Origin of the sequence: Aeromonas jandaei (assembly GCF_037890695.1) — a bacterium.
GTDB lineage: Bacteria > Pseudomonadota > Gammaproteobacteria > Enterobacterales > Aeromonadaceae > Aeromonas > Aeromonas jandaei.
The window spans coordinates 1,429,808-1,441,547 of record NZ_CP149571.1; the positions used below are offsets into that span (position 1 = coordinate 1,429,808).

11 protein-coding genes and 1 pseudogene are annotated in these 11,740 nt (G+C 62.1%); 5 read left to right on the top strand and 7 right to left on the bottom strand.

Annotated features, from left to right (window positions below; all coding sequences use genetic code 11):
- Nucleotides 1–136: 136 nt before the first annotated feature.
- Complete coding sequence (locus tag WE862_RS06920; protein WP_042030361.1) at nt 137–2,584, bottom strand: zinc/cadmium/mercury/lead-transporting ATPase; 2,448 nt, start codon at nt 2,582–2,584, stop codon at nt 137–139.
- A gap of 230 nt (nt 2,585–2,814) precedes the next feature.
- Between WE862_RS06920 and tpx the strand changes: the two genes are divergently transcribed.
- Nucleotides 2,815–3,315, top strand: a complete 501-nt coding sequence (gene tpx, locus WE862_RS06925) for a thiol peroxidase (RefSeq protein ID WP_041209055.1) — start codon at nt 2,815–2,817, stop codon at nt 3,313–3,315.
- Nucleotides 3,316–3,373: 58 nt separating this feature from the next.
- Here tpx and WE862_RS06930 read toward each other — a convergent pair whose 3' ends face one another.
- On the bottom strand, nt 3,374–4,201 hold the full coding sequence (locus WE862_RS06930; protein ID WP_042030362.1) for a transporter substrate-binding domain-containing protein: 828 nt from the start codon (nt 4,199–4,201) through the stop codon (nt 3,374–3,376).
- 146 nt (nt 4,202–4,347) lie between these two features.
- On the opposite strand from WE862_RS06930, the gene WE862_RS06935 reads away from it, so the two are divergent.
- The gene (locus WE862_RS06935; RefSeq protein ID WP_042030363.1) at nt 4,348–5,568 is read left to right on the top strand and encodes a DEAD/DEAH box helicase; all 1,221 of its coding nucleotides are present in this window, start codon (nt 4,348–4,350) and stop codon (nt 5,566–5,568) included.
- Here the strand turns inward: WE862_RS06935 and WE862_RS06940 are convergent.
- From WE862_RS06940 to WE862_RS06950, 3 genes and pseudogenes are all read right to left on the bottom strand, one after another.
- On the bottom strand, nt 5,552–6,343 hold the full coding sequence (locus WE862_RS06940; protein ID WP_042030365.1) for a hypothetical protein: 792 nt from the start codon (nt 6,341–6,343) through the stop codon (nt 5,552–5,554). The two genes, WE862_RS06935 and WE862_RS06940, sit on opposite strands and share 17 nt — an antisense overlap.
- Nucleotides 6,340–7,656: a sphingomyelin phosphodiesterase gene (locus tag WE862_RS06945; protein ID WP_042030367.1), complete on the bottom strand. Its 1,317-nt coding sequence runs from the start codon at nt 7,654–7,656 to the stop codon at nt 6,340–6,342. The genes WE862_RS06940 and WE862_RS06945 overlap by 4 nt, the downstream gene beginning before the upstream one ends.
- Before the next feature lie 200 nt (nt 7,657–7,856).
- Nucleotides 7,857–8,686, bottom strand: a pseudogene (locus tag WE862_RS06950) (CPBP family intramembrane glutamic endopeptidase).
- Between the two features lie 119 nt (nt 8,687–8,805).
- On the opposite strand from WE862_RS06950, the gene WE862_RS06955 reads away from it, so the two are divergent.
- Entirely contained in the window at nt 8,806–9,057 is a 252-nt protein-coding gene (locus tag WE862_RS06955; RefSeq protein ID WP_339058719.1) for a hypothetical protein, read from the top strand.
- 132 nt (nt 9,058–9,189) lie between these two features.
- Entirely contained in the window at nt 9,190–9,546 is a 357-nt protein-coding gene (locus WE862_RS06960) for a hypothetical protein (protein WP_422388484.1), read from the top strand.
- A 66-nt stretch (nt 9,547–9,612) separates the two neighbouring features.
- Here the strand turns inward: WE862_RS06960 and WE862_RS06965 are convergent, their stop codons facing one another.
- Together WE862_RS06965 and WE862_RS06970 are read right to left on the bottom strand one after the other, a co-directional pair.
- Nucleotides 9,613–9,903 carry a hypothetical protein gene (locus WE862_RS06965; RefSeq protein ID WP_041209062.1) on the bottom strand — a complete coding sequence of 97 codons (291 nt, stop codon included), beginning with the start codon at nt 9,901–9,903 and terminating at the stop codon, nt 9,613–9,615.
- Nucleotides 9,904–9,968: 65 nt separating this feature from the next.
- Nucleotides 9,969–10,343 carry a YacL family protein gene (locus WE862_RS06970; protein WP_042031646.1) on the bottom strand — a complete coding sequence of 125 codons (375 nt, stop codon included), beginning with the start codon at nt 10,341–10,343 and terminating at the stop codon, nt 9,969–9,971.
- A 195-nt stretch (nt 10,344–10,538) separates the two neighbouring features.
- On the opposite strand from WE862_RS06970, the gene WE862_RS06975 reads away from it, so the two are divergent.
- Nucleotides 10,539–11,654: a sugar diacid recognition domain-containing protein gene (locus WE862_RS06975; protein WP_198493546.1), complete on the top strand. Its 1,116-nt coding sequence runs from the start codon at nt 10,539–10,541 to the stop codon at nt 11,652–11,654.
- Nucleotides 11,655–11,740 lie beyond the last annotated feature (86 nt).

Here is an 11,740-nt window from a genome sequence, read left to right on the forward strand (position 1 = left end):
GAGAGAGTAAGCAAAGCGCGACTGCCGACCGGCAGGCGCGCTTTTTCTTTTACGGGGTGCCGTGAGAGAAATGAGAGGAAAAAGAAAAGCCGTCCCGGTTGGGGGACGGCTTTTGGTTGGGATGTTATCGGCTGGCTTAACGCTTGCGCAGCAGGCGCAGGGCGTTGGCGGTGACCAGTGCGGTGGCACCTGTATCGGCCAGCACCGCAATCCACAGGCCGGTGATGCCGAGCAGACTGGTGACCAGGAAGATGGCCTTCAGTCCCAGTGCCAGCGCGATATTCTGGTGAATATTGGCCAGCGCCGAGCGGGAGAGGCGGATCATCGCGGCGATACCGCCGAGCTGGTTGTGAGTCAGCGCCGCATCGGCTGTCTCCAGTGCCACGTCGGTGCCGCCACCCATGGCGATGCCGATAATGGCCCGCTTCATGGCCGGGGCATCGTTGATGCCATCACCGATCATCGCGACTTTCTGCGAGCTGGCGAGTTTGGCAATCTCATCGACCTTTCCCTCCGGCAACAGGCCGGCGCGCCAGCCCATCCCAAGTTCACCGGCGATGGCCTCGGCGGCGCGGGGGTTGTCGCCGGTCAGCATGATGCTCTGCAGCCCGAGCCGGTTGAGCTCTTGCAGCGCCTCTGCCGCTTCCGGCCGGATCTGATCCCGCAGGGCCAGCAGGGCCACCGGCAGAGCCTGTTCGCTGCTGCTCTGGCAGAGCACGACCACCGTCTTGCCCTGCTTCTCCAGCATGGCGATCTGGGCCTGTTGATCTTTGCTCAGCGTAGCTATCCGGCTCGGTGCCAGCAGTTGCCACAGCTCGCCGTTGATGCGCCCTTCAACACCCATGCCCGGCAGGGCTCGCAGATCGCGGGCTTCTACCTGTGCCAGCCCCTGCTCGTTGGCGGCGGCCACCACGGCACGGGCCAGCGGGTGGTGGGAGCCCTGCTCGATAGCGGCAGCCAGCGCCAGCAGTTCGCCATTGCTCTGACCATTGAGGCTCACCAGCTCGGTCAGCTGCGGCTTGCCCAGGGTCAGGGTGCCGGTCTTGTCAAACGCCACAGTATCGATATGGGCCAATCGCTCCAGTGCGGCACCACCCTTGATCAGGGCCCCCTGCCGGGTTGCCGCGGCCAGTGCGGAGGTAACCGCTGCCGGGGTGGAGATGACCAGCGCACAGGGGCAACCGATCAGCAGCAATGCCAGCCCACGATAAACCCACTCATCCCAGCTCTGGCCGAAGACAAGGGGCGGCACCAGCACCACCAGCAGGGCAACCAGCATCATGGCCGGGGTATACCAGCGGCTGAAGCGGTCGATAAAGCGCTCGATAGGGGCGCGCTGGCTCTCGGCCTCCTCGATGAGGTGCAGGATGCGGTCGATGGCGTTGTTGCCCGGTTCCGATACCACCTCAAGACGCAGTACCCGATCGGCAGCCAGACTGCCGGCCGGCACCTTGTCACCCTGGCGGCGTTCCACCGGGATGGATTCACCGGTCAGGGCACTTTCGTCAAACGCACCGAGGGCGTCGAGCAGGCGGGCATCGGCTGGGAGACGGGCGCCCGGGGCGATTTCGATAATGTCGCCGGGACGCAGCTCATCGGCGCCGACCTCTTCGCGCACCTCGCCCTCGGCAGTGGTACGGATCCGCAATGCCTTGTCAGGCACCAGCGCCATCAGGGCGGTGACCCCAGCCCGGGCGCGACCGGCGGCGTAGGCCTCCAGATGCTCACCCAGCATGAACAGCAGCAGCACCATGGCTGCTTCGGCGGTTTCGCCGAGGAACAGGGCGCCCACGGCGGCGACCGTCATCAGGGTCTCGATGGCGAAGGGGGAGCCGCTCTTGGTCAGTGCCCACGCCTTGCGGGAGATGGGCCACAGTCCCCAGAGGGTGGCCAGGGTAAAGAGCGGCTGACCGATCTGGCTCGGCAGCAGGGCCGCCACCAGCATCAGGCCAGCCAGCGACAATGGTTGCCAATATTTGGCGAGCAGGGTCTGCAGCGGGCCGCGCTCACGGCCGGGCTCCTGCTTGCCGTTGCTCTCGCCCTTAAGCTGGAAGCCGGCGGCCAGTACGGCGGCAGTCACGGGATCAGGGGAGAGGCCGGGGGCCAGATCCACCACCAGCTTCTCGGTGGCAAACAACACTCGTGCCTGCTGGACACCGTTGACGCGGCTGACGGCTGTCTCGATCTTGCGAGCGCAGCTGGGGCAATCCATCCCCAACACCTGCCAGCTGTGGCGACTGTTGCCTTGCGCCGGTGCGGTCAGCGGCTCGACAGGAGCCTGCGCATCGTGGTCATGATCATGATGGTCATGGTCATGGTCATGGTCATGGTCATGGTCATGGGATGAATTCGCTGTGCAGCAGCTCCGGGAGTGCGCGCCGCCTAGGGGGGGCTCTTCATCTCCCGGGGAGTCGCACTTCTCGAGATCCTGATGGTCATGAGAGGTGGCGCCGCCACAGCAGCTGACTGGCGCGGCATTGTCGCAGCAGTGACTGTTATGCTGGTGCTCGGTGGAGGAGCTGGCCTTGCTGACAGCCTTGATGGGCGCCGCAGCATGCTGGGTGGAGCAGCAGGATTTGCTCATGGTGTGTTCCTCTTGGCTGGATCCCGCCCCTGCGGGATCCTGAATAACTGAATCGAGTGTAAACCTTGGTGTTATATCCAAGGTCAACCCCCTTTTTATCGCGTTGGTGGTTCGGCCGGGGAGGCGCCATTTTTCCAGCTATATCCCTGTGGTTGGCGGGTGTTTGTGTACCCCCGGCACGCCTATACTGGGAGGCCTGATTTTTACAACACCAATAAAGGACATGACACATGAGCAACTCAGTCACTTTGCAAGGCAACCCGGTTTCCGTCGCTGGCCACTTCCCGCTTGCCGGTGAGCAGGCCAAGCCTTTCGCTCTGGTGGCCAAGGATCTTTCCGACCTGACCCTGGCGAGCTTCGCCGGTCAGCGCAAGATCCTGAACATCTTCCCGAGCGTCGATACCCCGACCTGCGCTACCTCTGTGCGCAAGTTCAACGAGCAGGCCAGCGCTCTGAACAACACCGTCGTGCTCTGCATCTCCGCCGATCTGCCGTTCGCCCAGTCCCGCTTCTGCGGCGCCGAAGGGCTGGACAAGGTGGTGACCCTCTCCACCCTGCGTGGTGCCGCCTTCCTGCAGGATTACGGCGTGGCCTTCTCCTCCGGCCCGCTGGTAGGTCTGGCAGCCCGTGCCATCGTGGTGCTGGATGAAGAGAACAAGGTGCTGCACAGCGAGCTGGTGGCCGAAGTGGCCGACGAGCCGAACTACGCCGCCGCGCTGGCCGTGCTGTAAGAGGCTGAGCGTAAAAAATCCCGCCTTGGCGGGATTTTTTTATGGGGAGAGAACCTGTTCAGGGCTTGGTGGACTTGGTGGTTACCGATTCAGCCCTGGCAAGCGGGGATGGTTGCCAATCCACATAGGGTCGGTGGATTTTCTCGTAAATCTCGGCCAGTTTGCCGGAGGCGGCGAGTTGCTCGATGGCGCGACTTATAAATTCGTCCATTTCATCCCCGTTTCCCCCTTTCTGGATGATGAAAACATCCTCGAAATCGCCAAAGAATTCACGGTGAATATTGGTCAGTTTCAGACTTTTCAGCATGAGATCTGCCTCTTCCTGGGCCCAGACAAAGGCGTCGATGCGACCCCGAGATAGCTTGCGCAGTGACTGCTCGATACTCATCGAACGCTGTACCGGGAAGGGCATATAGTCGGGCACGGCTTCGATCAGCAGATCCCGTTTGGTGGGAACTATGCCATAAGCCATGTCAGTGGTGACCGGATTGGCGGTATTGCTGTAAATCACATGGGTCACCTTGCCAAAGCTGCGGGTGCTGAAGCGGTAGGGCAGCATGTCGACATCCTTTAGATTGCGGATGGCGGGCAGGCCGAGATCGGCTTTGCCGGCGATCACCCCGACCATGGCTCGCGCAATGGGATAGATAGTGATCTTGATGGTCACATCGGGGTAGAGATCGTCGATGGCGTGCACCAGATCGACGAAAGGGCCCGTCTTGTCGGCATTGATCAGCCCCGGTAGCTCGCCAAGGTGGGCATTGATGATGCGAACCGGTTTGGCCTGAGTGGTGGCAGTGTCACTCGCCGTGCTGCGGGAGAGGCCGAGGGTGACGCTGCCGGTCAGGGCTGCAGCCAACAGCAGGAGGGGGATGTGTCTGATCATGGCTTCTCACTCTTTGCATAGGGTCAGGACAAGTGTAGCCATCCCCCTCTCTCTGCCGTGCCATAACGGATTGGGTTTTACTTATCTCTCCCTGCTCACTAGACTTCGCCTCCACCTCTTCATTCAGCCGATATCTGCGTAACGCCATGACCTTTAACGAACTCGCCCTCGCGCCCGCCCTGCTGGCAGCCCTGCCAACCGACCTCAAGCACCCGACCCGGGTACAGCAACTGGCTATCCCTGCCGTGCTGGCGGGACGGGATCTGCTGGCGCTGGCCCGCACTGGCAGTGGCAAGACGCTGGCGTTCGGTCTGCCGCTGCTGCAGCGGCTGGATCCCGCCATGTCTGAGGTACAGGGTCTGGTGCTGGTGCCGACTCGCGAGCTGGCCGCTCAGGTGAGCGGTGCGCTGCAAGGCTTTGCCGATGCGCTGGGCGTGCGGCTGGTGACCCTGTGTGGCGGGGTAGCGCAGGAGCTGCAACAGGTTGAGCTGGCGCAGGGGCCGCAACTGCTGGTGGCGACGCCGGGGCGATTGAGGGATCTGCTGGGTCAGCAACTGCTCAATCTGGCCGGGTTGCGCACCCTGGTACTGGATGAGGCGGATCGCCTGCTGGAGATGGGCTTCTGGCCCGATATCCAGTGGCTGATGAATGGCATGCCGGTCGGGCGCCAGACCCTGCTATTCTCTGCCACCCTGCCGGGCGAGCTCGATGAGTTGGCAGCCAGCCTGCTGAAGGCACCGGAGCGGGTGGAGGCGGATCCCCGCAACAGCGTGGCCGACGATATCGAAGAGCGGCTCTATCTGGTCAACAAGAGCAGCAAGGTGCCAGCGCTCATCAGCCTGCTCAAGGAGCAGGCGTGGTCGCAGGTATTGGTCTTTATCAGTGCGCGGGATGATGCCGACGGCGTCGCCAGAAAGCTGGCCAAGGCGGGTATCGCGGTGGCGGCACTCCATGGCGAGAAGGAGCAGGCGGTGCGCGAGCAGGCTCTTGCTGATTTCAAGGCGGGCAACATTCGGGTGCTGGTGGCCACCGACCTGATGGCGCGCGGCATCCATGTTGAGGCTCTGCCGGTGGTGATCAATCTGGATCTGCCCGCCAGCGCCCCCGTCTATGTGCACCGCATCGGCCGTACCGCCCGGGCCGGGCGCAGCGGGTTCGCCATCTCGCTCACCTGTCATGGTGAAGCCGATATGCTGACTGCGATCCGCACCCTTACCGGACGTGAGTTGCCGGTGAGTGAGCTGGCCGGCTTCCCGGTCACCGACCAGCCAGCCAGCGGGGAGGGCAAGCGCCCACCCCGCGACAAGCAGGCCAATCGTCGCACTCAGGCCAAACGCAGCGTCAAGCAGTTCAAGGGCCGGCGCTAACTCTCTGTTCGTTGGCGAAAAAATCGCGCCTGAACCGGCTTAGCTGCTCTTCGCGGTACTGCTGCCACGCGGTAGGCGCCATAGCCCCCTGCGCGGTGGCCAGCTGCTGTTCCAACGCTGCGAGCTGCTGCTGATAGCGGCTGCGCTGATCCAGCTGTTGCTGGCGGTTGGCGGCAAACTGCACGGTCGCCTCTGCTCGATCTGCTGGCAGGAAGTGGCGAGCCAGCGTCGCCAGCTCCTCATCCCCCCACAGCTGGCGAGCCTGCTGCAAACGGGCATCCGGATTGAACAGTTCGCCCGCCAGATCCGGGTGAGCTGCCGCCCACTGATCCTGCAAGCGGCTGAGGGCGTCCAGTCGCTCGGCCAGTGATAACTGCTCACTCTCCTGAGCCAGCTCCTCCAGCGCCAGCGCATAGCGCCCCTGTAGCCGATACAGGCTCTCTCCCTCGCCAAGCCAGCGGGCCTCTGCCCCTTCCAGATTGGCAAGCCGCTCGGCCAGCGGCAGATCGCTGTCGTTTACCTCGCTGGCGAGCTGCTGGCTCAGCTCATCCGGCATAGCATGCCAGCTGGCGGGCAGTGGTTCGCTGCGAGCAGACGACGCTGTGGTGGCCTGCGAGCCGGCGACCGTAGAAAGCGGCACCTGAGCCGCCACGTTGGCTGGTCGGGTCGGCTGGCTGGCCGGAGCCCGCTGCTCTGGTGTTGTTTGTTCGCCGAACAGGTTGAACAGCAACAGTGCCGGCACAGCCAACGCCAGCAAGCCGTGGTAACGTTTCATCGGCTTATCTCTCCCTTGACCGGGAAGTGATCGGAGAGGTTGCTGGCGGGCCAGAGGCTGGCGGCGCTGCTGCGCGGGATCCAGACCGTGTTGAGGTTGTGGCGTACGGCGCCGTACTCCCGGCTCACCACCAGATAGTCCAGATACTCGACGTTGGCTCCGCCCGAGAGCGGCCCGCCGGCATAGGGGTTGATCCTGGGATCGAAGGTCGCTTCGGTATAGCCGCCGTAGGCTGGCTCATCGGCATTGAGGTTGGCCAGCATGCCGGCGTAATCGTCGGCAAACTTGCGTTTGTTGACGTTGAAGTCGCCGCCGTAGATGACGGTGTCGCTGGCGGGGATCTTCAGGCTGGCAGCCAGAGCGCGGATCTGGCCGAACTGGGTCTGGCGCAGCTTGCGCGCCTCGTCGGTGTCGAAGCTGGCGGTGTGGGTAGCGAACAGGTGCCACGCTTTGCCCCCCTTGATCACCTCGGCGTACATCACCCCCTTGTCGGCGAAGCAGTCGGTGCCGGTGCATTGGGGATAGACCAGCTGTGCCTCCCGCACTATCGGATAGCGGCTGACGATCACTACACCGCCGTCGTGGACGTTGACCCCGGGTTTGTCGAGCACCCTGGTCTGGTAGGGATACTCTTTCGCCAGCGCCTGCAAAAAGCCCTCGCGGCGGCCATCGAATACCTCTTGCAGCAGCAGGGCGTCATAGCCCTTGAGATGCTCTGGCAGCAGAGCCAGCCGCTCACCGATGCTGGAGGCGATCACCGGCAGCGCCCAGACGTTGTAGCTGGCCACCTTGAGCCTGTTTTCTGCCGGTTCCGGCTGCTCCCGTTTTTGGGGGGGCGTGATCATATAGTGCAGATCGTCGTAGCGGCCGGTGAACTTGGCGGCAAAGGCCAGCTCTTGTGGCCCCGCCACGCGATGGATCTCCCTATCGTTTTGCCAGCCGGATGCGCTGGTCGGCGTCTCGCCGCCGTGCTGCAAGGTGGTGTTCCACCAGGTTCCCTCCATCAGCTGGTTGAGCCGATAGACGTCGCCACTCGCTGTAGTCACGCGGGTTTCGAACAGATAGCTCTTGCCCGCCTTGACCCCCTCATAGCGATTGAAGCTGAGCACCATGGCACTCTCCCATGGGCCCAGCTCGGTGCGGTGCTGAAGCCACTGACTGCCGGGTTGCAGCTGGCCGGTACCGCTTTGGCGGATGTCGATCTGGAGCGGTTCAGGGCTGTTGTTGGTGAGATAGACATCGGTATCGGCCAGTGCCAGTTGCGGGAACTGGCTGACCAGCAGCAGGGCGGCATAACTGAGGGGTTTCTGCATCACAGGATCCTTTTGGTTGCAGGGCAATGGAAAGTGACTGTTATGGCGAATGCAGAGGTCAGCTTGTTTACATTTTGGTTACAAGTAAATGAATTGGTTTTGTTTGGAGCTTTGTGGAGCTGTAAAGCGAGCAAGGCAGCACGCTTAAAGAGAGAGGGGGAGGAGCGAGGGAAGGCGCCCGTGTCGGGCGCCTGCAGGCGTTAGTGGTGGGCCAGCGGATAGGTGAAGAGCGCCAGATGCGCGAAGTTGAAGGCGAAGTGCACTGCGATGGCGACGCTGAGGCGGCCGCTTAGCTGGAAGGCCAGACCATAACAGCAGCCCGCAAGGGCAGCGAAGAGCGCCAGCAGGCTCCGCCCGGCAGGTGGATGGCGCCAAACAGCAGGGCGCTGGTCACAATGGCAAACCAGGGTTTGCTGCGGCTTGCCAGCTCCTGCTGGATCGCGCCGCGAAACAGCGCCTCTTCCGCCACACAGGTGAACAGCAGATTGTTGAGGGCAAACAGCCACCACCAGTGGGGCAGCCCCACCTCGGGGCGCAGTGCTCCCAGTTGCCAGGCAATGCCGAATAGCGCCGCCAGCGGCAGGATCAGCAGAGCCAGCGGACGCCAGCGAATGCTCCCTCCTTTGCCGAGCAGGGTAGGGAAGGCGAGCAGCAGGGCGAAGATTAGCAGCGGCTTGTCCAGATTGAGGTACATGTTGAACGGCACGCTGCTGGGGCCAGCGAGCACCTTGTCCAGCACCTTGAGATTGCTGAAGCCGTGGATGAAGTGCAGGGTCAGCGCAAGCGACCAGACAATCAGTGCAACTCTGGCCATGGTCGCCCAGCGGGGGGGCAGGGTGGGCGTGCGCCACGCCAGCAGCAATCCCGCCAGCGTGATGACCAGCGCAGGCGGCGTGATGCGGCCAAGCCAGAGGGCCAGCAGCAGAGAGAGGCCTAGCAGGCCAAACGCGGGAAGGCGCTGGCGCAGCAGGGCAAACAGCACGGCCAGCGCCAGCGCGCCCCAGATAAGCGAATCGGGCAGGGGTAACATTGGATCTCCTTGGTCGAGGCAAACGGCCACCTTAACAAGGGGCCGCCGCGAGAACAACCGCGCAGCAGGTGGTCGGGCCCCTTCTCTATACTCATCACAGGGTGAAGGGGGAGTTGGTGATGAAGCACTATCTGTGGTTGTTCTGTTGTTGGTGCACCTTGTTGCAGGCAGCCCCCGTGCTGCTGGCGACCGGGGAGTTTGCTCCCTATAGCGGCAAGGAGCTGGCTGCAGGGGGCGAGACTACCCGGCTGGTGACCACTCTACTGCAAGAAGCTGGTTATCAGGAGGTCAAGATTGACTACCTACCCTGGCCCCGCGGCTATCAGCTGACCCTCAACGGTCTGGTTGCGGCAACGTTCCCTTATGCCTGAGCCGCCGAGCGGGCAAATCTCTTCTACTACAGCGCCCCCATTCATATAGATCGCCTCTCCTGGTTCACCTATCGAGGACGTGGTGGGGCTATTCAGGCTGGTCGTTGGCAAGGGCTGCGGGTCTGTATCCCATTGGGGTGGAGTACCAGCCACGCCGACGGGGTGATCAAGCACTTTGGCATGGCTTTGCAGCGTCCCAAGACGCTGGATCAGTGTCTGCAACTGCTGGATCGCAAGCGGGTTGATCTGTTGCCGATGAACGAGACAGTGACCCGGGATGCCAGCCGTAAGCTGTTTGGGGAACCCTGTCATTTGCAGGCATTACCCTATTTTCGCCAGAGCGACACCTTCTACCTGATCATTTCACGGCATTATCCGGATGCGGCCCGTCTGCTCGAGCGTTTCAATTATGCTCTGGCTGCAGCCCGTGCCGACGGGCGTTATGATCAGCTGGTTTCCCGCACGGGAGAAGGCATTGATTGTCACTAAGGTGGCAGGGGCAGAAACAACAAAGCCGGAGCAGTGGCTCCGGCTTTGTTCATTCAGGGGACGCGATTAGCGGCCTGATTCGGCGATGACGCGGGCGATGATGTCGGCGCGCTGGTTGGCATCCAGCTCACCCAACGCGATCAGGCCAGCCTTGAAGATGACGTTCTTCGGCAGGCTGACATCATCCAGGGTGGTGATCGCTTCAACGTGCATGCCGTTCAGACGGCTGGCATCGCGCGGGCTCAGGTTGACCTGAGTGTTCAGCACCTGCTTGCCCTTCTTCTTGGGTTGGGCGGGTTTCTTCGGTTGATCCTGCTCGTCTTCCGGCAGCTCGTCATCAAAATCGTAAATAGACATAGTCAATCCTGTTGGTTTGGATGGTCGACCGCAGTGGCCGACCAGAATAAGCGAAACGGGGTCAATCAGCCCATATCCTCGTTGCGGATAAAGGCGCGCCAGGAGGTGAGCACCTGGGCAAAGTCTTCCAGCCCGCACATGGCCAGCTGTTCATCATCGTAGTAGGCGAGATCGTCGAGATCCTCGCCCAGTTCGATATTGAGGACGTTGGCTTTCACCTCCGCCTCTTCGTGGGTCAGCAGCAGAGAGTAATCCCCGCCGGTGAGCCGGTATTCGGTGCGACTCCGACTGGATAGCTGGTCGATGATGGTGAAGAGCTCGTCGATCTTCTCCTCATCTTTGCCCACTTCGTCGATCAGCCACTGGCCGATGGCTTCATGGCCCATGGAGAAGCGGGCGCGATAACCACCGAACGGGTCGCGGCGAAATTCATAATCCATAGCGCACTCCAAATCGGGGGGATGGGCCTGCACGAAGCCGTGGTGGCAGCACCAAATCCTGCTCCATGGCGGGCTCACATCGGGTAAAGTGGCCTATTCTAGCGATCCCCCTCTCGCTTGTCTTGATGATGTGGCATCTTTGCCCCGCAGCAGGCGCTTTCCTGCGGGTTGCCGAGTCCCTTCTTTGGAGATGTTATGCAGCTAAACGATACCCTGGCGCGCCAGATTGTGAGCCGGGCGATGAAGATCCTGTCGTTCTCGGTCAACGTGATGGACGAACACGGTCTCATCATTGCGTCCGGCAATCCGGAGCGGCTCCATCAGCGTCACGAGGGGGCCGTGCTGGCGCTGACCGAAAACCGGGTGGTGGAGATCAGCGAAGCGACCGCCCGCGAGCTCAAGGGGGTGCGTCCCGGCATCAATTTGCCCATCGCCTATCAGGGGGAGCTGCTGGGGGTCATCGGTATCTCCGGAGATCCGGACATCGTTCGAGCTTACGCCGAGCTGGTACGAATGACTGCCGAGCTGATCCTGGAGCAGGCGGCGCTCACCGAACAGCTGCAGTGGGACAAGCGCCACAAGGAGGAGCTGGTGCTGCAGCTCATTCGTGGTGAGGGGCGGGTCGATCAGCTGCAGCAGGCGGCCCGCTTCCTCGGGCTCGATCTCGGCCAGCCGCGGGTGGTGGCGGTGCTGGCACTGGAGGAGAGCGATCCGGCCCGACTGCGAGAGCTGGTACATCTGCTGGAGAACCCTGAGCGGGACAATCTGGTGGCCATCAACGGTCTTGACGAGATAGTGGTGCTAAAACCGGCCCAGCTCAGCGACGGCCTCTGGCAATCGGCGCAGGAGCGCAGCCGCATCAGGCAGCTGCTGGCGCGCATCCCCCACTTCAAGGTGCGGATCGGGGTGGGGGATTACTTCGCCGGGATCGACGGGCTGGCGCGCTCCTACCAGACTGCGCGCGATACATTGCGCCACGGCATGCGCCAAGCGCCGCGCAAGCAGGTCTACTTCTTCGAGGATTACCGCTTGCCGGTGCTGCTCGGCAGTCTGGCGGACTCCTGGCAGGCGGATCAGCTGCGCACACCGCTGCAGAAACTGGCCAGGGAAGATGGCAAGGGGGCGCTGCAGAAGACCCTGCGCCAATATTTCTTGCAGGATTGTGATCTGCATCGCTGTGCCGAGGCCTTGTTCATTCACCCCAATACCCTGCGTTACCGGCTAAGCCGGATCGAGCAGATAACCGGATTGAATTTCAACAAGTTAGACGACAAATTTTTGCTCTATCTCGGCCTTAACCTCGACTTGTGATTGTTCAGATAGACAAATAAACCCTGTTTAAGGATGCAATATTTGGCCATTTGGCCAAAGCATTCTGATTGCAGATCTCCATAATG